This is a genomic window from Streptomyces hydrogenans (genome assembly GCF_014656075.1).
Classification (GTDB): Bacteria; Actinomycetota; Actinomycetes; order Streptomycetales; family Streptomycetaceae; genus Streptomyces; species Streptomyces hydrogenans.
The window spans coordinates 1-18,235 of record NZ_BNBS01000086.1; the positions used below are offsets into that span (position 1 = coordinate 1).

The following is an 18,235-nucleotide window of genomic DNA, read 5'->3' on the forward strand; positions in this document are numbered from 1 at the left end:
GCGGCCGGGGTGGCGGTGGCCCGGGCGCCCCGGCGGGCCGCCGCGATCGCGAGGACGCCGGGGCCGGTGCCGGTGCTCGGGTCGAGCGGGCGGGCGCCGCGCGCCGGGCGTTCGCCCGCGAGGCTCTCCGGGAGCGGGGCGTTGTCGCCCGGGGGCGCGCACGCCCCGGGCGGTCCGGTCGTCCTCGTGGTCCGTGCGCGGCTCGGCCTCATCTCGCGCGGGTACCCCCGCCCGACGCCGCCACGCGCGCGTGGCGGGCGGAGCCGGGCGGGGGGGGACGGCGGTTACGGGACGCGGGCGCGGGTAGCCGCGCGCCGACAGGTGCTCAGCCGAGAGCAGGAGATGACCGAGATGGTGCACGACACGATCGAGGTGGAGGCCCCGCTGCGCGAGGTCTACGACCAGTGGACGCAGTTCGAGGAGTTCCCCCGCTTCATGGACGGGGTGGAGGAGGTGCGCCAGCTCGACGACCGGCTCTGCCACTGGCGGACCAAGATCGCGGGCGCGACCCGCGAGTTCGACACCGAGATCGTCGACCAGCTTCCCGACCAGCGGATCGCCTGGCGGACGGTCGGCGGGGACGTGAAGCAGAAGGGCGTCGTCACCTTCGAGCGGGTCGACGACGCGCACACGCGCGTGAGCCTGTCGATGGAGGTGGAGGCGTCGGGCATCGCGGACCGGGCGGCGAAGGCGATGGGGGTCGTGGAGAACCGGATCGAGGGCGACCTGCACCGCTTCAAGCACTTCATCGAGGAGCGGGACCGGGCGACCGGCGGCTGGCGCGGACGACTGCGTCCCGCCGACAGCGCCGGCAACACGCCACCCGCCGACGCGGCCGTGCCGGACGACGACATCCCCCCGCCGCCCGGCCGCTCCCCGCTCCCGTCCGACGCCACGACGCGGCCCGACGCCCCGCCCCCGCCCCCCGCGGGCCCGCCGTACCCGGGACCCGTGTAGTCGTGAACGACACCGGCCCAGGCCCGAGCCCCGCCCCCTTCCCTGATCCGGCTGGCGGCTCCGGACCCGGCGGGGCCACCCGCTCCGCCCCCGGCCACCGCCCCGGCTTCCGGCTCCTCGACGTCGCCCTGCACACCGAGGAGTGGGGCCGGCTCACGGTGGCCCTGGAGGGCGGGCCGGACCACGACGAACCGCTGGTGCTCGGCGAGGGCACGAAAGTGAGCGTGGGGCTGACCTTCCGGTCGGACCGGGCGGTCGACGGGCTCACCTACGAGGAGCGGCGGACGCGCGAGGGGCGGGGACCGGCCACCACGCGGACCCTGCTCGGCGGCTTCCGCGGCGGCGGGCCGTACGAGGTGTGGCTGCCCCCGCGGCGGATGCCGGAGGGCCGGGCGCACTGCGGCCTCTATCGGATCACCGGGCGGCTGACGGACGGTCACGGGCGCGAGCTGGCGCGCGTGGACCACCACGTCCGCCTGGTCCACCTGAGCGGGACCCCCGACCGGCATCCCCCGGTCGGGGCGTGAGCCGGACGGCCGCCTCGGATGCGGGCGCGACGGCCTGAGGCGAGGATCGACGGGACGGCGGCCCCGGCCGGGCCGCCGTCCCGTCGAGAGGACCCCCGCCCATGGAACCGCGCGACCCGAGCCCGTCCGAGCACCCCGGCGGCGGGCGCTACGGCGAGGCCGTCTTCCCGCCCGGACGGCCGGGCGAGGGCGAGCGGATCGACTACGGCGCCCTCGTCTACGACGACCCGACGATGGCCCGGCTGACGGCGCTCGGCGCCGGGCCCGGCTGGCGCTGCCTCGACGTGGGGGCCGGCACGGGCACCGTCTCCCGGCGGCTCCTCGGCGAGGCGGGGGTGGCGAGCGTGCTGGCGGTCGACCGTGACGTGCGGTTCCTCGCCGCGCGGCCGGTGCCGGGCCTCGACCTGCTGGAGGCCGACGTCACCGCCCCGGACTTCGGCCCCGGACGGTTCCGGCTGGTCCACGCGCGGTTCGTGCTGATGCACCTGCCCGAGCGGGAGCGGGTACTCGCCCGGCTGACCGAGCTGGTCGAGCCCGGCGGGGTACTGGTGCTGAGCGACGCCGTCGACCTGACGAGCGAGGTGGCGCCCGGGACGCCGTACACGCGGGCGATGCGGGCGATGTGGCGGGGCCTGAAGGACACCATCGGCACCGACGTCTCCTGGGTGCCGGCGTACCCGTCCCTGCTGCGCTCGGCGGGGCTGCGCCGGGTGGGCGCCGAGCTCCACGTGCCGCCCCTGGTGCCCGGCAGCCCGATCAGCCGGTTCTGGGCGGACACCTGGCAGCGGAGCAGGGCTGCCATGACCGCCACGGGCCTGGTGGACGACGCGGACCTCGACGGGGCGGTGCGCTATCTGGAGTCGGAGGAGTGCGCGGCGCTGTCGGCCGGGATGCTCACGGTGTGGGGCACGAAGGACCAGGGCGTCTGACGATTCCCGTCGGGTCCGGCCCACCCGGCACGATCCGAAGGACACATCGCCCTCTAGGACGACGGCGCGGCCGCTCGCGCGCGGCGCAGCAGGTAGGCCCCGGCGGAGGCGACCAGGACCAGCATGCAGGCGATGAAGACCAGGCCGGCGCCCTCCAGGCCGAGCGGGTCGGCCAGCAGGCCGACGCCGATCACCGGGATCGAGATGCCGATGTACGCGACCACGAAGAGGGACGAGATGACGGCGGCCCGCTGGTCGGGGGGCGAGGCGGCGGCGACGGCGGAGAGCGCCGCGCGGAAGGCGAGGCCCTGCCCGGTGCCGCCCACGAGGGCGGCGAGGACGATGAAGACGAGCAGGTCCGTGGCGAGGGCGACGGCGAGCAGGACGAGGCCCGCGAAGAGGACGGCGCAGCCCAGCGGCAGCGAACGGCTGGGCCCGACGCGCCCCGCGGCGACCTGCCCGCCGGTGGAGGCGAAGAACGCGAGGGCGACGACGATGCCGCTGACGGCGTGGTTGTCGACGTGCAGGTAACGGGCGAGGAAGGCGGGGCTGACGGAGGTGAAGACCCCGAAGAGGGCGAAGCCGGCGAAGGAGGCGACGGCCGCCGGCACGAAGACGGCCCGCACCCGGGCCGGGAGGGCCGGTTTGCGGGGACGCACGGCGCCGAGGGGCCGGCGCTCCGCCACCGTCTCCGGCAGCCACTGCAGGACCAGCGCCGCGACCGCGACGAGGGCGAGGTGGACGGCGAAGGGCAGCAGCAGCGGGTCGGGCGCGTACTCGGCGAGGAGCCCGGCGAGGAGCGGCCCGCAGCCGAGGCCGCCCATGTTGGCGGCGGTCGCGACGAGGGTGGCGCGCGCGGTGCCGCCCGGCGGGGCCAGCTCCATCACGTAGGCGGTCGCGGCTCCGGTGAAGAGGCCCGCCGAGAGCCCGGACAGCAGCCGGCCCGCGTACAGCCAGCCGAGGGCGTCGGCGCACAGGAAGCAGACGGCGCTCGCCGCCGCGAAGGCGAGACCCCAGCGCAGGGTGGGGCGCCTGCCGATGGTGTCGGAGGCGTTGCCCGCGAGGAGGAGCACACCGATGACACCGAAGGCGTACACGGCGTACACCACGGTGACGGTGAGTTCGGAGAAGCCGAACTTCTCCTGGTACAGGGGGTAGAGCGGGGTCGGGAGCGTGGTGCCGGCCATGCACACCACGAACACCGCTCCGCCGAGCAGACACCGCAGCCACCCGCGTCGATCACCGGCCATAGCGGTGACCGTAACCCGCGCGCCCCCTCCGCCCTCGGCAGCGCGGCGGACCGGCCACACCGGCGGCGGCACGGAAGGCACGCGCGGACGGGCGGGGCGAGCGGAGGACCGAGAGGGCGGACGGGCAGGGGCGGACGGGCGCCGTGTGCGGAGGCGCCCGGCGCCGTCCGCCGTGCGGGACGGGCCGGGTCAGCCGCCGGGCACCCAGTGGTTGTGGACGTCCAGCACGCGGGGCATCGGCCCCTCGGGCCAGCCGAGGCCGACCGCGACCGGCATCATCTTCTCCGCGAAGGCCCGCATCTGCGCCTCGCTCGCCCAGATGTCGAAGATCTCCAGGCCGCTTTCGGTCGCCACGCACGCGTGCGCGACGCACCCGTCGAAGATCTCGGGGGTCTCCTGGAGCTTGGCGTTGAGCGTGTCGTACTGATCCGCACTGATTCCGTCGAGAACGGCGTGGACGAGGATCGCCATGGCCCTTCCTCCTCGTGAGGCGATGCTCCACCCCCTCCCCACCAGCACACCACGCGGGGCCGGGGACGGCACCCGCTCCGGGTGCGCGCGGCGGGCCGTGCCGGTATGCCGGGAGTACCGGTGGACGAGACGGAGGGTGGTGACCGTGATGACGCGCGCGGCGCTCGTCGTGATCGACATGCTCAACACGTACGAGCACGAGGACGCGGACCGGCTCGTGCCGTCCGTGACGGCGGCGGTGCCCGCGATCAGCCGGCTGCTGCGGCGGGCCCGGGTCGCCGGGGCGCCGGTCGTCTACGCCAACGACAACTTCGGGCAGTGGCGCTCCCACCACGGCGAGATCCTCGACCTGGCGCTCGCGGGCCGCCGGCCGGACCTGGTCGAGCCGGTCCGGCCGGACGACGAGGCGATGTTCGTCGTGAAGGCGCGCCACTCGGTCTTCTACGAGACGCCGCTCGCCTATCTGCTCCGCTCCCTCGACGTGACCGAGCTCGTGCTGACCGGCCAGGTGACGGAGCAGTGCGTGCTCTACTCCGCCCTGGACGCGCACATCCGCCACCTGCGGGTGACGGTCCCCCGGGACGCGGTCGCCCACATCCACGAGGACCTCGCGGGGGCCGCGCTGCGGATGATCGAGCGGAACATGGGCGGCCGGATCGTGGACGCGGCCGACGTCACGTTCTGACCGGGCTGCGGCTACGGGTCCCGGTTCGGGCTTCGGCTTCGGGCTCCGTCTACAGCGCGAAGCCCAGGAGGGCGACCTCCAGCGGGAGGGCGGGGCGCTCGGGGAGCGCGGGCGGTTCCGCGCCGCGGCCGGTGTGGGTGGGGCGCACCGGGCGGAGGGCCGCGAGGCCGTCGGCGGCCCAGCCGGAGCCGGTGGCGGGAAGGGAGAGGGTCATCCGCCGGCCGTCGGCCAGGGTGGTCTCCAGGGTGTTCGGGTCGTTCGTCGTCCGCATGGCACCTCACTCGGGTCGCACACGATGGATCACGGCTTCCTGGAGGGGAGACGCGCGGGCGGGCCGGGAGGTTCCCGGCGGGAACGGGACGGCGGGAACGGGACGGCGGGAACGGGACGGCGGGAACGGGACGGCGGGAACCGGACGGAGGGAGCCGCGAGGCGAGAACCGGGCAGCCTGACCGAACGGCGGGAACAGGAGGGCGGGAACCGACCCGCGGGAACCGGACGGCAGGGACCGGACGGCAGGAGGCGCGTCCGGTCCCTTTCGGTCACCCCTTCTCGGTGGCCGCCCCGCTCGCGGCGGGTTCCGGCTCGGGCTGCTCCACGTCCTTGACGCGGCGGGTGAGGCGGGTGCCGATGCCGAACTGGGCGGCGGCCGCGGCTACGGCGACGACCAGGCAGCCGATCCAGAGCGGGGCCGCGCCCCAGGTGTGGATGACCCAGCCGCCGACCAGCGGCGCGACGACGGCGGAGCCGGTCCAGGCGACCTGGTAGAGGCCCTGGTAGCGGCCGCGCAGGTGAGCCGGGGAGATCCGGGCGACGAGCGCGAAGCTGGTGGGGGTGTTGCCGATCTCGCCCAGGGTCCAGACGATGATCGAGGCGGCGTAGATCCAGGCGGTGTGGCCGAAGAGGAGCACCGAGTAGCCGACGCCGATGAGCGCCGACGACCCGGCCAGCACCCAGGATTCGGGGAACCGCTTGTAGAGGCGGGTGAGCGGCAGCTGCACGGTGACGATCACGATGCCGTTGAGCGCGGCCACCTGGCCGTAGGTGCTCGGCGAGAAGCCGTCCTGGCCCATCGCGATGGGCAGGCCGCTCTCCGACTGGAGCAGGACGGTGAGGACGAGGAACTGGGCGGCGACGAAGGCGACGAAGGCGCGGTCGCGCAGCACGGCGCCGAAGCCCTCCGCCTCCTCGGCCTCGGTGGGCGCGGTCGTCGTGGCGCGGCCGGGGACGCGGGTCGCGATCATCACGGCGCCGATCAGGGTGGTGGCGCCGTTGAGCCAGAAGAGGGCGGTGTAGCCGGTGAGCGAGACGAGACCGACGGAGAGCATGGCGATCGAGTAACCGACGTTGATGGCCCAGAAGTTGAGCGAGTAGGCGCGGACCTGGTCCTTGCCGGGGATGACGTCGGCGATCAGCGCGTTGTGGGCGGGCCGGGTCGCGTTGTTCGTCACGCCGACGACGAAGGCACCGACGAGCAGGGCCCACGGCGAGCGGGCGTAGGCGAGGGCGATCATGCTCACCGACGTGGCGCCGAGCGCGCCGACGAGGGTCGGCTTGTGGCCGAAGCGGTCGCCGAGGGCACCGCCGAAGGGCCCGGCCACGAGGGATCCGACGCCGATGCCGGCCACGACGGTGCCGGCGAAGGCGGCGCTGCGGTCCAGCTCCTCGGTGATGTAGAAGGCGAGGAGGGGCATCACGAAGCCGCAGGCGCGGTTGATGAGTTGAGCGGTCCAGAGCCACCAGAAGCCGGACGGGAGCCCGCCGAAGGTCGTGACGAGTGAGGAGCGCGCCCTCGTCAGTGGCTGGAATCGCATGCGTTCCCCTTCGTGGTGAGACCCGTGGACGGGGTGGATGGTACGAGACCCGCGTTCCGCCGGTCCGAACACCGAATGAATACCGGCCACGGCGGTTCCGCGAAAGGCGGGAACGCGCCACTCACCTCTCGGACACGTCGCGGAGATCCATGCGCGAACCGCCCCCGTATGGGGTTCACCGACGGGATAGGGAAGCTTTCGGCGGAAGAGTGCCGGTGTTCTCCACTTGGCGCTACGTTGGTCTGCGGCCCGAATCCCAAGTACGTGCAAAGTTCCGGGAAATGACGAGGTGACACGCAAATGACGAGGTCAGCGGGGGCTTTCGCCGCGCCCTCTCAGTCTCTATGATCTTACTCGCGCACCGGCCCCATGCACTGATCTACCGCTATTTATGAGGATCTGTCAGAGCCATTCGTACCCTGACCAGGTACGGGACACGGCAGTGGCGGATCCCCCGATTCTCCTAGGTGTACAAGGCACGTTCCGTACGGATGACCAACGACGGTTCGGAGGCGAAGAGCAACATGACGGACTTGGAGCACGATCCACGGGCGGGGACCACCGCCGCATGAATCCCCTGACCTATGTACCGCGTCTGGTGAAGGCGCTTCCCCCGGTGCACGTGAACGGGCGGACGCTGAAGGCGTACGCGATGTTCGCCGACCCGGAGCGGGCGGACGACGTGCCGAAGCCGGAGTGGCTGGAGCGGCACGCGGCGACCGTGCTGAGCGGACCGCCGGGCGAGGGGGACCACCCGGCCGGCTTCCTGATCCTGCACCACGGCATGGAAGGAACGTATCTGCTGGTGAGCCAGTGGTACGACGCCGACATGCTCAAGCACTGGGTGCGCGGAGCGGTGACCGACGCGGAGGGGAACACGGTCTTCGCCCCGCTCGCCGAGCGGGACCTGATCGCCTGCGTCTGGGAGCTGGAAGTCGTGAAGTACGAGCGCGACGCCTGGGTCAACACCGTGCTCGCGCGCGGCAGTGCCGACCGGGACGCACTCGACGCGTATCTGGAGACGACCTTCTCGGGGTGGGTGTGAAGCACGACATCGAGGTCCGGCCGATCGAGCCGGACCAGCTGGACGCGCTGCTCGCGCTGTGCGTCGAGCACGCGGCGTACGAGAAGGCGGAGTTCACCGACGACGGACAGGTGGAGCGCTGGCGCGCGGCGTTCTTCGCGGAGCGCCCCGCGCTGCACGGCTGGGTCGCGCTGGACGACGGCCGGCCCTGCGGCTTCATGACCGTCACCACGGACTTCGCCACCTGGAGCGCGCGGCGGTTCGCGTACATGGACTGCCTGTACCTCCAGGAGCCGTACCGCGGCCTGGGGCTCGGGCGCGTCTTCCTGGAGCGGCTGCGGGAGTTCGCGGCCGCCGAGGGGTGCGGCTGGGCCGAGTGGCAGACGCCGCCGGACAACGAGTCGGGCATCGGCTTCTACCGGCGCATGGGCGCCGCCACCAAGGACAAGGTCCGTTTCAGCTACGACGTCGGGGCGGGTGGTCTCTCGTGACGCAGGGTTCCGCGACGGCGGACTCCCGGGTGGCGCTGCCCCCGTGGTCGATCGATCCCGCCGACCGGGAGCGCCCCGCGCCGGCGCTCGGCGACCTCGTCCGCACGGCGGCGGCGGCCTGGCCGGACCGCCCGGCCCTGCACGACGGGCGGCTCGGGCTGACCTTCGCCGAGCTGGAGCGGCGGGCCACGACGCTCGCGGCCTGGCTGGCCGGGCAGGGCGTCGGACCGGGCGACCGGGTGGCGATCCTGGCCGAGAAGAGTGCGCTCGTGCCGGTCCTGGCCGTCGCGATCTGGAAGTGCGGCGCCGTCTACGTGCCGCTCGACGGCACGGCCCCGGTGCCGCGGCTGCGCGGGCTGCTCGGCCGGCTCGACCCGCGGGTGGTGCTCGCGCTCGACGACCGGGAGCCGGTGGCCGAGAACGGGCGCTGGGTGGGCCGGACGGAGCTGGACGGCATCCTGTCGGGCCCGGCCCGGGAGTGGCCGACCGTGCCGCACGGCCCCGACGCCACCGCGTACATCATCTTCACCTCGGGCTCCACGGGTGAGCCCAAGGGCGTGGAGATCACCGTCGCGAACCTGGTCGCGTACTTCGGGAACCACAACGAGGTGCTGCGGTTCACGCCGGAGTCGCGGGTGTTCAGCCTGTCGCCGTTCCACTTCGACGTGTCGATCGAGGACACGCTGCTGCCGCTGTCGCTCGGCGCGTTCGTCCACCAGTTCCGTGGCATGCACGCCGGGGCGGTGATGCGGGCGGTCATCACCCGCGAGCGGATCACCCATCTGATCGCGGTCTCCACGCTGCTGACGATGATCACCGAGGGCGGGAAGCACGTCACCCGGGAGAACTTCCCGCGGCTGGAGATGGTGATGACGGGCGCGGAGGTCTGCGACCCCGGCGTCATCAACGTCTGGAAGGACGGCCTGCCCGAGGTCCGGGTGATCAACGTCTACGGGCCGACCGAGGCGACGATCGTGTGCGTCGCCCACGAGATCGAGCGGGTCGACCCGGAGCGCGTCGCCTCCTACCCGATCGGCCGGCCGCTGCGCGGCGTCGTCGCCCGGATCATGGACGACGGCACCGAGGTACACGAGCCGGACCGGGTCGGCGAGTTGTGGATCGGCGGCGAGCAGGTGATGCGCGGCTACTACGGCCAGCCGGAGGAGACGGCCCGGCGCGTGGTCGAGGTCGACGGCGTCCGTCACTACCGCACCGGCGACCTGTGCAGCTACGACGAGAACGGCGACATCGTCTTCCGCGGCCGCAACGACGACGAGGTGAAGCTGGCCGGCCGCCGGATCCACCTCGGCGAGATCCGGCAGACCGTGCTGAGCTGCCCCGGCGTCGAGCGGGCGGCCGTCGCCCTCGTCCAGCGCCTCGGCCACGACGTGATCGCCCTGGTGGTGATGGCGCCTGACCGGGCCGTGGTGGCGGACGTGGAGAAGCGGCTGGCGGAGCTGCTGCCCTCCTACATGCTGCCGACCGTGGTCGCCTGGTCGCCCGAGCTCAGCGTCTCCTCCACGGGCAAGACGGACGAGAAGCTGCTGATGGGGCGGCTGGCCGACGCGGCCCGCGCGTCGAGCGCGACCCGCTTCGTCCTCACCGCGGACGGGGACGCCGAGCCCGTCGACGAGGACGGCCATGCCTGATACGGAAACCGCCCTCCTGCACCCCGAGTTCGGGCGGCTCGCCGCCGCACGGAGGATCATGGGGGCGCCCGGGCCCACCGGCTCGCTCACCGAGGACCGGGCCAACGCCGAGCGCTGGATCGCCCGGTTCGGCGGCGCGGCCGATCCGGACGACGGCGCCGCGGTCGAGACGGGGCCGCACTCGGTCACCGTCCGGCCGGCCCGGGAGGACGCGGACGCCCCGTGGGTGCTCTACGTCCACGGGGGCGGGATGGTCTACTACTCGACCGCCGTCTTCCAGCCCTTCTTACGCCGCCTGGCCGGCGAACTCCGCTCCCCGGTGGAGGCGTTCGACTACCTCAAGGCGCCGGAGCACACCGTCGAGGAGTCGGTGGAGCTGCTCGCCGAGCGGATCTCCTTACGCTGCCGGACCCTGACCGACCGTCCGATCGTGCTGGCCGGCGACAGCGTCGGCGGACTCCTCTCCCTCTACCTCGCCCTGCGGGTGCTGCCCGGGACGTTCTCCCGGATCGTGCTCCTCTATCCGGTCCTCGACCTGCGGACCGAGCGCCCGTCCTACCGGGCCTTCGGCGAGGGCCACTTCCTCGACCGCGACGCGATGCGGCTCTTCACCTCCTTCCTCGCCCCCTTCTTCGCCGCCCGCGGCTTCGACCCGATGGACCTGCCGGAGGGCGACCTGGCCCGGCTCCCGGAGTGCTCGATCGTGACCGCCGGCTGCGACGTGCTCCGCGACGAGGGCCTCGCCTGGGCCGCGTCGACCGCCGCCCGCTCGCCGGGCCTGCGCCACCGGCACTTCCCGGACCTCCCGCACGACTTCTGCCTGTACGCCGGACGGCTGGCCTCGGCCGGGAGCGCCGTCACCGAGATCGCCAGGACCGCCTTCCCTCTCGACGAACGGGGTCGCCCGTGACAGCCCGAACCGGTGCGGTGGCCCTGCCGCCGTGGTCGACCGATCCCGCCGGCGCGGCCGGACCGCCGCCCGCCCCGGGCGATCTGCTGGCGGCGCCGGCCCGCAGGTGGCCGGACCGCCCCGCGATCGACGACGGGACGGTGACGCACACCTTCGCCGAGCTGGAGGCGGGCGCCCTGGCGCTGGCGGGCCGGCTGGCCGCCGAGGGGATCGGCGCGGGTGACCGGGTGGTGGTCCTCGCCGAGAAAAGGTCTGTCATGCCCATGATCATCCTGGGCATCTGGAAGCGCGGCGCCGTCTACGTCCCCCTCGACGCCACCGAGCCCGAGGACCGGCTGCGCGCCCTGCTCGCCCGGCTGCGCCCCGCCGCCGTCCTCACCCTGGGCGACCGGGAGCCGCCGGCCCCCGGCGCCCTCCTGCTCGGCGGCGAACGGCTCGCCGGCGTGCTCGCCGGACCCGCCGCCCCGCACCCCACCGTCGCGCACGGCCCGGAGGACGTCGCGTACATCGTCTTCGCCTCCGGGGCGACGGGCGAGCCGCAGGGCGCCGAGATCACCGCCGAGGGCCTCTTCGCGCACTTCACCGGCCACAACGAGGTGCTGCGCTGCACGCCGGACTCCCGCGTCCTGAGCCTCTCCCCCTTCCACTTCGACGTGTCGCTCCTCGACACCCTGCTCCCCCTGTCGGTGGGCGCCTTCGTCCACCAGTTCCGCAGCCTCCCGGCGGGCGCCGTCATGCGCTCCGTGATCGCCCGGCAGCGCATCACCCACCTCCTCGCGGTCACCGTGATGCTCGGCCTGATCACCGGCGACGGACGCCAGATCACCCGGGCCAAGCTGCCCGCGCTCGAACTGGTCATGACCGGCGCCCAGGTCTGCCACCCCGACGTGCTGCGCGTCTGGGGCCGCGAGCTGCCGGAGACCCGGGTCGTCCAGGCGTTCGGCCCGCCCGAGGCCACGATCTTCGCCTTCAGCCACCCGGTCGGCCCGGCGGACACCGACCGCGACACCCCCTGCCCCGTCGGCACACCGCTGCGGGGCGTGCGGGCGCGGCTGGTGCGCGACGACGGCACCGAGGCCGAGGGACCGGGCGCCGAGGGCGAGCTGTGGGTCGGCGGGCCGCAGGTCATGCGCGGCTACTTCGACCAGGTCGGGGAGACCGCCCGGGTCGTCGTCGAGGCCGACGGGACCCGCTGGTTCAGGACCGGCGACACCTGCGTCCGCGACGCCGACGGCGCGCTGGTGCTGCGCCGGCACGACGAGCGGATCACCTGGCTGGCCGGGCGCCGCACCCACCTGGCCGAGATCACCCGGACCGCCCTCGGCTGCGGCGGCGTCGAGCGGGCCGTCGCCGCGGCCGTGCGGCGCGAGGGACGCGACACCGTCGCCCTCGCCGTCGCGTCGAAGGACCCCCGGACGCTCGCCGAGGTCACCGCGCACCTGCGCGGCCACCTGCCCGAGCCCCTGCGCCCGGCCCTGCTGGCCTGGACGCCCGCCGCGCCCGCCCCGCAGCCCGAGGAGCGCGAGCTGCTCCGGTGGCTCGCCGAAGCGGCCCAGCACGCCCGGACCCCGTACGTCGCGCTGTCGGCCGACGGCGCCGCCGAGCCTATCGATGAGGTGGAGACATGCCCGTAGCGGTGAACGACACGGTCAAGGAGAAGGTCGCCGAGTACCTGGAGGCGGCGCTGGGCAAGCCGGTGGACCTCGCCCCGCTGCCCGACACCACCCCGCTCAACACCCTGGGTCTGGACTCGCTGCTGACCATCAGCGTCCTCGTGACCCTGCTGGAGGACTGCGGGGTCGACCTGGGCGAGCACGCCGACTCGCTCGTCACCCCGAGCACCCTCGGCGACCTGTACGCGATCGCCGACCGGTTCCTCGGCGAGCCGGAGGCCCCGCAGCCCGCGGCCGCCGCCGCGACCTCCGGCGACGCGGGCGAGTACAGCGCCCAACTCGCCCACTACCAGGCCAAGCTGGCGTACGAGACCGACTCCGCTGACCTCCGGGACGCCCTCGCGGCCGGCCAGGACCTCGTCGTCGTCGACGGGCGCAGCAGCGAGTCGTACGCGGCGGAGCACATCCCCGGCGCGATCAGCATCCCGCACCGCTCGATCTCCCAGGACTCGCTGGCCGGCCTGTCCAAGGCGCCGCTGTACGTGACGTACTGCGACGGCATCGGCTGCAACGCCTCCACCAAGACGGCGATCAAGCTGGCCACGGCCGGCTTCCGGGTCAAGGAGCTGATCGGCGGCCTCGACTGGTGGAAGCGGGACGGCCACCCGACCGAGGGCCACGCGGCGCCGGAGCACGCCCACCACGCCGCCTGCGGGTGCTGACCGGCTCCGTGCCGGAGCCGAGCGGTCACACCGAAAGTCCGTCCGACCGAGATGTGGGGAGCAGAAGGATGAGCACCGAGGAGTACGACGACGCGCCGCTGGACGTGGCGGTGGTGGGCGGCAGCCTCGCCGGCTGCGCCACCGCCATCCACTTCGGCACGATGGGGTACCGGGTCGCGGTCTTCGAGAAGAAGGCCACGCCCGACGCGTACCACAAGCAGCTCTGCACCCACTTCGTGCAGCCGCACACCGTGCCCCTGCTGGCCCCCCTCGGGCTGGCCCATCTCCGCGAGCCGTCCCGTTCGGTGGCGACCAAGGCCGTCTTCGTCACGCCGGGCGGCGTGGTCGAGACGCCCGGCACCGGCTACGACCCCGAGCTGCCCGACTCGTACGCGCTCAACCTGGAGCGGCGGGTCCTCGACCCGGCGATCCGGGAGTCGGCGCGGCGCCACGGCGTCCGGTTCGTCGAGGCCACCGCCGTGGAGGGGCTCGCGCGGGACGACTCCGGATGGACCCTGGAGACCCGGGGCGAGTCCGGGGACCCCCGGCGGTACCGGGCCCGGCTGGTGGTGGCGGCGGACGGGCGGCGCTCCCGGCTCGCGGGACTGCTCGGCAACGAGGCGGAGAGCAGGCCCAACGAACGCGCCGCGCTCTTCGGCTACTTCCGGGGCATCCCGGCCCCCGCGGACAACCGCTCGGTGTTCGTGATGAACGACCGCGACCTGGCGTGCAGTTACCCGCTCGTCGACGGCAGGACCGAACTCGTCCTCTTCGCGGAGAAGTCGCGGGTGGAGGGGTGGCGCGGCGCGGACGGCCGCATGCAGGAGTTCCTGAAGTACTTCGACGGCCTGCCGGACGCGCCCCCGGTGACCGACGCGGTCCCGGAGGGGCCCCTGCTGGGCTACGGCGACTATCCGAGCCTGATCCGCCGACCGGTCGCCGGCTCCGTGCCGTTCGTCGGCGACGCGGCCCTGTCGCTGGACGCCATGAGCGGCGTCGGCTGCGGCTTCGCGCTGCTCTCGGCGCAGCTGCTGGCCCACGCCTTCGCCGGCCGCGCGCTGGACGCGGAGGGCGTGCGGGACGGGCTGGACGACTACCGGCAGCGGTTCGAGAAGACCGTCCTGCCGCACGCCGAGGGAATCTGCGGGGACTCGCTCGTCGACAAGGACGAGGCGACCCGGCAGAGGATGTTCGAGACCATCTGCGGAAACCCGGAACTGAGCCAGAAGTACCTGGCCCTGACCGGCCGCATGGTGCTGCCCGCCGAATTCCAGCGCGCCTTCATGCGGGGACTGATGGCCCGCGGTTCGGGTGCCGCGCGGAAATAGGCGAAAGGAATTCCCCACCCCCGCCGAAGGCATCACCGGGCATTTCGCCGGGCCACTCCGGGACATCCCCGGGACATCACCAGGAAAGGAACAGAGGCCGATGTCGCGTGTCGCTTTCACGACGTTCGCGATTCTGAAGAAGCCGTACGGGAATCCCGAGGTGCAGGAGTTCGACGACCTGACGCCGCCGACCTTCGAGCAGGCCGAGCGCGCCGCCGGCTTCGTCGCCCGGGCGAAGGAGGACCCCGGCCAGAGCCACCTCACCAACTTCCAGCGTGACTGGGGCGACTGGGGCAAGTTCGAGGTGCCGCGCTTCTACACCGGCGGGCGGACGAACGAGACCGACAGCCGGGCGTCGACCCTCTCCCTCTGGGCCGACCTCGACTCCGTCTTCGCCTTCGTCTACGACGGGCTGCACCGCTCCACCCTGAGCCGGCGCCACGAGTGGTTCCTCAAGCCCGAGTGGCCCTCGTACGCGGCCTGGTGGGTCCCCGACGACACCACCCCCACCTGGGCGGACGCCTGCGCCCGGCTGGAGCACCTGCACGACCACGGGCCCTCGCCGTTCGCGTTCTCGTTCCGCCGGCCCTTCGACGCCGACGGCGCCCCGACGCGGCTCGGTCCGGCCGAGCGGCGCGGCACCGGCGCCTGACGCCGCACACCGCTCCGTCCCAACCACTCCACCAGGGGGTCCCCTTGATCACGCGTGCCTTCGACCGGTCGGCGATGAGCTGGTCCTACGAGATGCACCTGCAACCCATGCTGTCCGCCTCCGACATCGAGGGGCTGCCGTTCGGCTCCGTCTTCGGCAGCGTCCCCGGGCACACCGTCTCGAAGCGCCACGCCCACCAGGACGGCGAGATGTTCATCGTCCTGGCGGGCCGGGCGGTGGTGCTGCTCGGGGACGAGGAGCGCGAGCTGGGTCCCGGCCAGGTCTGCTACCTGTCGCCGTTCGGCTTCCACGAGATCCGCAACGACCACGACGAGCCCTTCGACATCGTCTCGGTGTACTGGGAGCACATCCCGAGCGCCGTCGCGGTCCTGGACAAGGCGCCGCCGCGCGACCAGCTGGCCGACCGGACGCTGGTGTTCTGCCCGCCGCCGACGCCCAACGGCGGCCTGCACCTGGGTCACCTCGCCGGACCGTACGTCCGCGCCGACATGCTGGTGCGCGCGCTGCGCAGCATGGGCCGCGACGCCCGGTACGTCACCGGCACCGACGACCACCAGTCCTACGTGGCCGCCGCCGCCCGGCTGCGCGGCACGTCCCCGGTGAACGTGGCCACCGCCGAGGGCGACGCGATCGTGGCGACCCTGCGCGCGGCCGGCGTCGGCGTCGACCGGCTCACCCGCCCGGCCGGGGACCCGGAGCACGCCGGGCGGATCCGGAAGCTCCTGGACCTGGTGGCCGCCTCGCCCGCGGTGACGGAGGAGGAGCGGGAGACGGCGTACTGCCCGAGCTGCGAGCTGTCGCTGCACCAGGCGTTCGCCCGCGGCGCCTGCGCGCACTGCGAGGCGGCCAGCGACGGGGAGATCTGCGAGGCGTGCGGCCGGCCCAACGAGGCCCGGGAGCTGACCGGCGTGCAGTGCCGGATCTGCGGCACGGCGGCCGTCACCCGCCCCGAGCGGGCGCTCTGGCTCGACCTGAACGCCTACGCGGACGAGCTGCGGGAGTACCTGCGGGTCTCCTCCACCTCGCCCGACCTGCAGATCCTCGTCGAGCGGCTGCTGGACGAGGGGCTGCCGCCGTACCGGCTCGCCCGGACCTCCGCGTGGGGCGTCGACCTGGGCGAGGGCCGGGCCCTCGACGCCTGGGCGGACCTCGCCCTCACCTTCCTGGACGCGGCCCGGTCGGAGTCCGAGGACGGCGGCCCGGCGCGGATCGCGCTCTTCCTCGGCTACGACAACAGCTTCTACTACGCGGTGCTGCTGCCGGTCCTGGCCTTCGCGGCCGGGCTCGGCGAGCACCTGCCCGCCGCGTTCGTCACCAACCAGTTCCTGCACCTGGGCGACGAGAAGTTCTCCACCAGCCGGGGCCACGCCGTCTGGGCGGACGACGCGCTCGCCGCGGCCGGCCCGGACGCCGTGCGCCTGGCGCTGCTGCGCGACGCCCCGGAGGGGCGCGTCACCCGGATCACCGAGGAGCGCGCCGGCCGGCTGACCGAGGACCCGCTGTACCTCGCCGCGCACGCCTGGCTCGACGGCTTCGCGGCGCTGGGCGACGGCGCGGTGCCGGGCACCGGCGCCTGGACCGACGCGCACCGCGAGTTCTACCGCTACCTCAACCTGACCACGCGTCAACTCGACGGCCTGGTGCTGCCGGAGGCGTTCAGCGCGCGCGGCTACGTCGACCTCCTGGAGTCCTTCGTCCGGCGCTGCGCCGAGTTCCGGGCGACGGAGGAGGTGGCCCGCCGGGTCCCGTCGCTGGCGGAGGAGGCGCGGACCAGCCTGGCCCTGGAGTACCTGGCGGCCAAGGTGTTCGCCGCGCTGGCCTGGCCGGTCACGCCCGGCCTGGCCGAGCGGGCGTGGGAGTGGCTGGGGCTGCCGGGCACGCCGGTGCGCGAGGCCGACTGGTCCTTCCTGCCCTCCGGCACCCGGTGCACGGCGCCCGCGCCCGTGTCCGCGCTCACGCCCGCCGCGAGCGGTCGGTCGTGAGCGACCCCGACGGGGCCGGCCCGGCCGGCTCCCGTGACGGCGGGGGGCTCCCCGCCGTCACGGACGTCGTGGCGGTGGGCGCCGGGATCACCGGCGCCGCCGTCGCGCACCACCTGGCGCGCCGGGGCGCGTCCGTCGTCGTCCTGGAACAGGCGCCCCGGCCGGGCGCCGGGGCGACCGGGCCCTCCGGCGGCATGGTGCGCGCCTACGACCCGGACCCCGCGACCGCCGCCCTGGCCCTGGCCGAGCACGCGGTCTACCGGGACCCGGCACAGTGGGCGTCGGGCCGGGCGCCGCTGCGCGCGGTCGGCGCGGTGACCGTCGCGGATCCCGCCGAGGAGGCCTCCTTACGGGCGGCGGCCGGGCGGATCAACACGGCCCTCGGCACCTCGGCGCACGTGGTCGCGGGGCCCGCCGAGGCGGCGGGCGTCCGGCTGGCCGGCGGGGTCGCCCTGGTCGAGCCGGAGGCGGGCTTCGTGACCCCGGCCGAGGTCACTGCGGACTGGCTGGAGCAGGCGCGCGCCGACGGCGCCGTCGTCCGCTGCGGGGTCCGCGTCCGGGCCGTGGAGGCGCGCGGCGGGCACCCGGTGGTGGTCACCGACGCGGGGACGGTCCGGGCCGGGGCCGTGGTCTCGGCGGTCGGCCCCTGGGCGGCCGACCCGGTGCCCGGGCTGCGGCCGGCCGTCCCGGTCCGCTCCCGGTCCATCCAGGTGAGCATCGTCGGGCGGCGGCCCGACGCGCCGGCCCACGCGACCTTCGTGGACCTGCGGACCGGTCTGTACGCCAAGCCGGTCGCCGCGGACCGGACGCTGATCGGCATGCCCCACCTGGTGTGGGACGCGCCGGTCGACGCCCGCCCCGATCCCGCCCACGCGCGGGCGACCCTCGCGGCGCTCACCCCCCACTTCCCGTGGCTGGCGACCGCGCCGCACCTCGACACCCTCCGCGCGGCGGACGCCTACGGCCCGCCCGCCGAGGACGGCGGCCCGGCCTCCGGGCTGCTGACCGGCACCGGCGTACCGCGCGTCTGGGCCGTGCGCGGCTGGAACGGCGGCGGCGTCAAGACCGCCCCGGAGGCCGGCCGCCGCATCGCCGCCGCCCTCCTGGCCGACCCGGGCGGCGCCGCGCACGGCACAGGTCCCGGCGACGCCCGCCCCGGCGGCGCCGGAAGCACCACGTGTCCCGGCACCGGCCCCTGAGCCGGCCGACC

General features: G+C 74.4%; 18 protein-coding genes and 1 pseudogene. 14 read left to right on the plus strand and 5 right to left on the minus strand.

Annotation, left to right across the window (positions count from 1 at the left end; translation table 11 throughout):
- Positions 1-212, minus strand: a pseudogene (locus IE321_RS28845) (methyltransferase); the annotation flags it as partial.
- Positions 213-342: 130 nt separating this feature from the next.
- Here IE321_RS28845 and IE321_RS28850 point away from each other — a divergent pair.
- From IE321_RS28850 to IE321_RS28860, 3 genes are all read left to right on the plus strand, one after another.
- Complete coding sequence (locus IE321_RS28850; protein WP_308076757.1) at positions 343-957, plus strand: SRPBCC family protein; 615 nt, start codon at positions 343-345, stop codon at positions 955-957.
- Between the two features lie 2 nt (positions 958-959).
- Positions 960-1,484 carry a hypothetical protein gene (locus tag IE321_RS28855; protein WP_190225082.1) on the plus strand — a complete coding sequence of 175 codons (525 nt, stop codon included), beginning with the start codon at positions 960-962 and terminating at the stop codon, positions 1,482-1,484.
- Positions 1,485-1,585: 101 nt separating this feature from the next.
- Entirely contained in the window at positions 1,586-2,413 is an 828-nt protein-coding gene (locus IE321_RS28860) for a class I SAM-dependent methyltransferase (protein ID WP_190225083.1), read from the plus strand.
- Between the two features lie 53 nt (positions 2,414-2,466).
- On the opposite strand, the gene IE321_RS28865 is transcribed toward IE321_RS28860, so the two are convergent.
- Both IE321_RS28865 and IE321_RS28870 read right to left on the minus strand, forming a co-directional pair.
- Positions 2,467-3,663 carry an MFS transporter gene (locus IE321_RS28865; RefSeq protein WP_190225084.1) on the minus strand — a complete coding sequence of 399 codons (1,197 nt, stop codon included), beginning with the start codon at positions 3,661-3,663 and terminating at the stop codon, positions 2,467-2,469.
- Positions 3,664-3,852: 189 nt separating this feature from the next.
- Positions 3,853-4,134, minus strand: a complete 282-nt coding sequence (locus IE321_RS28870) for a hypothetical protein (protein WP_043230783.1) — start codon at positions 4,132-4,134, stop codon at positions 3,853-3,855.
- 148 nt (positions 4,135-4,282) lie between these two features.
- On the opposite strand from IE321_RS28870, the gene IE321_RS28875 reads away from it, so the two are divergent.
- Positions 4,283-4,819, plus strand: coding sequence for a cysteine hydrolase family protein (locus IE321_RS28875; protein ID WP_190225099.1), 537 nt, complete (start codon positions 4,283-4,285; stop codon positions 4,817-4,819).
- Positions 4,820-4,868: 49 nt separating this feature from the next.
- Here IE321_RS28875 and IE321_RS28880 read toward each other — a convergent pair whose 3' ends face one another.
- The gene (locus IE321_RS28880) at positions 4,869-5,090 is read right to left on the minus strand and encodes a hypothetical protein (RefSeq protein WP_043230781.1); all 222 of its coding nucleotides are present in this window, start codon (positions 5,088-5,090) and stop codon (positions 4,869-4,871) included.
- A 271-nt stretch (positions 5,091-5,361) separates the two neighbouring features.
- A complete protein-coding gene (locus IE321_RS28885) occupies positions 5,362-6,633 on the minus strand; it encodes an MDR family MFS transporter (protein WP_190225085.1) in 1,272 nt (423 codons plus the stop codon).
- Positions 6,634-7,201: 568 nt separating this feature from the next.
- On the opposite strand from IE321_RS28885, the gene IE321_RS28890 reads away from it, so the two are divergent.
- From IE321_RS28890 to IE321_RS28935, 10 genes are all read left to right on the plus strand, one after another.
- Entirely contained in the window at positions 7,202-7,678 is a 477-nt protein-coding gene (locus tag IE321_RS28890; protein ID WP_043230777.1) for a hypothetical protein, read from the plus strand.
- Positions 7,669-8,148 (plus strand): GNAT family N-acetyltransferase, encoded by a 480-nt coding sequence (locus tag IE321_RS28895; RefSeq protein ID WP_226652737.1) that lies wholly within the window; start codon positions 7,669-7,671, stop codon positions 8,146-8,148. Before IE321_RS28890 ends, IE321_RS28895 begins: the two co-directional genes overlap by 10 nt.
- Complete coding sequence (locus IE321_RS28900) at positions 8,145-9,797, plus strand: amino acid adenylation domain-containing protein (protein WP_190225086.1); 1,653 nt, start codon at positions 8,145-8,147, stop codon at positions 9,795-9,797. Before IE321_RS28895 ends, IE321_RS28900 begins: the two co-directional genes overlap by 4 nt.
- Positions 9,790-10,707, plus strand: coding sequence for an alpha/beta hydrolase fold domain-containing protein (locus tag IE321_RS28905; RefSeq protein ID WP_226652738.1), 918 nt, complete (start codon positions 9,790-9,792; stop codon positions 10,705-10,707). The genes IE321_RS28900 and IE321_RS28905 overlap by 8 nt, the downstream gene beginning before the upstream one ends.
- Entirely contained in the window at positions 10,704-12,341 is a 1,638-nt protein-coding gene (locus IE321_RS28910; RefSeq protein WP_190225087.1) for an AMP-binding protein, read from the plus strand. The genes IE321_RS28905 and IE321_RS28910 overlap by 4 nt, the downstream gene beginning before the upstream one ends.
- Entirely contained in the window at positions 12,332-13,042 is a 711-nt protein-coding gene (locus IE321_RS28915; RefSeq protein WP_226652739.1) for a rhodanese-like domain-containing protein, read from the plus strand. The genes IE321_RS28910 and IE321_RS28915 overlap by 10 nt, the downstream gene beginning before the upstream one ends.
- Positions 13,043-13,110: 68 nt before the next feature.
- On the plus strand, positions 13,111-14,370 hold the full coding sequence (locus IE321_RS28920; protein ID WP_190225088.1) for an NAD(P)/FAD-dependent oxidoreductase: 1,260 nt from the start codon (positions 13,111-13,113) through the stop codon (positions 14,368-14,370).
- Positions 14,371-14,470: 100 nt separating this feature from the next.
- Positions 14,471-15,022: a DUF3291 domain-containing protein gene (locus IE321_RS28925; RefSeq protein WP_043230762.1), complete on the plus strand. Its 552-nt coding sequence runs from the start codon at positions 14,471-14,473 to the stop codon at positions 15,020-15,022.
- 44 nt (positions 15,023-15,066) lie between these two features.
- Positions 15,067-17,025, plus strand: a complete 1,959-nt coding sequence (locus IE321_RS28930) for a class I tRNA ligase family protein (RefSeq protein ID WP_190225089.1) — start codon at positions 15,067-15,069, stop codon at positions 17,023-17,025.
- Complete coding sequence (locus IE321_RS28935) at positions 17,022-18,224, plus strand: NAD(P)/FAD-dependent oxidoreductase (protein WP_229916577.1); 1,203 nt, start codon at positions 17,022-17,024, stop codon at positions 18,222-18,224. The genes IE321_RS28930 and IE321_RS28935 overlap by 4 nt, the downstream gene beginning before the upstream one ends.
- Positions 18,225-18,235: the final 11 nt, after the last annotated feature.

Excerpts from the sequence above, each read along its gene's own strand:
- IE321_RS28850 (WP_308076757.1), top strand. The coding sequence starts at position 343 with ATGACCGAGATGGTGCACGACACGATCGAGGTGGAGGCCCCGCTGCGC.
- IE321_RS28860 (WP_190225083.1), top strand. The coding sequence starts at position 1,586 with ATGGAACCGCGCGACCCGAGCCCGTCCGAGCACCCCGGCGGCGGGCGC.
- IE321_RS28865 (WP_190225084.1), bottom strand. The coding sequence starts at position 3,663 with ATGGCCGGTGATCGACGCGGGTGGCTGCGGTGTCTGCTCGGCGGAGCG.
- IE321_RS28870 (WP_043230783.1), bottom strand. The coding sequence starts at position 4,134 with ATGGCGATCCTCGTCCACGCCGTTCTCGACGGAATCAGTGCGGATCAG.
- IE321_RS28875 (WP_190225099.1), top strand. The coding sequence starts at position 4,283 with ATGACGCGCGCGGCGCTCGTCGTGATCGACATGCTCAACACGTACGAG.
- IE321_RS28880 (WP_043230781.1), bottom strand. The coding sequence starts at position 5,090 with ATGCGGACGACGAACGACCCGAACACCCTGGAGACCACCCTGGCCGAC.
- IE321_RS28885 (WP_190225085.1), bottom strand. The coding sequence starts at position 6,633 with ATGCGATTCCAGCCACTGACGAGGGCGCGCTCCTCACTCGTCACGACC.
- IE321_RS28890 (WP_043230777.1), top strand. The coding sequence starts at position 7,202 with ATGAATCCCCTGACCTATGTACCGCGTCTGGTGAAGGCGCTTCCCCCG.
- IE321_RS28905 (WP_226652738.1), top strand. The coding sequence starts at position 9,790 with ATGCCTGATACGGAAACCGCCCTCCTGCACCCCGAGTTCGGGCGGCTC.
- IE321_RS28915 (WP_226652739.1), top strand. The coding sequence starts at position 12,332 with ATGCCCGTAGCGGTGAACGACACGGTCAAGGAGAAGGTCGCCGAGTAC.
- IE321_RS28920 (WP_190225088.1), top strand. The coding sequence starts at position 13,111 with ATGAGCACCGAGGAGTACGACGACGCGCCGCTGGACGTGGCGGTGGTG.
- IE321_RS28925 (WP_043230762.1), top strand. The coding sequence starts at position 14,471 with ATGTCGCGTGTCGCTTTCACGACGTTCGCGATTCTGAAGAAGCCGTAC.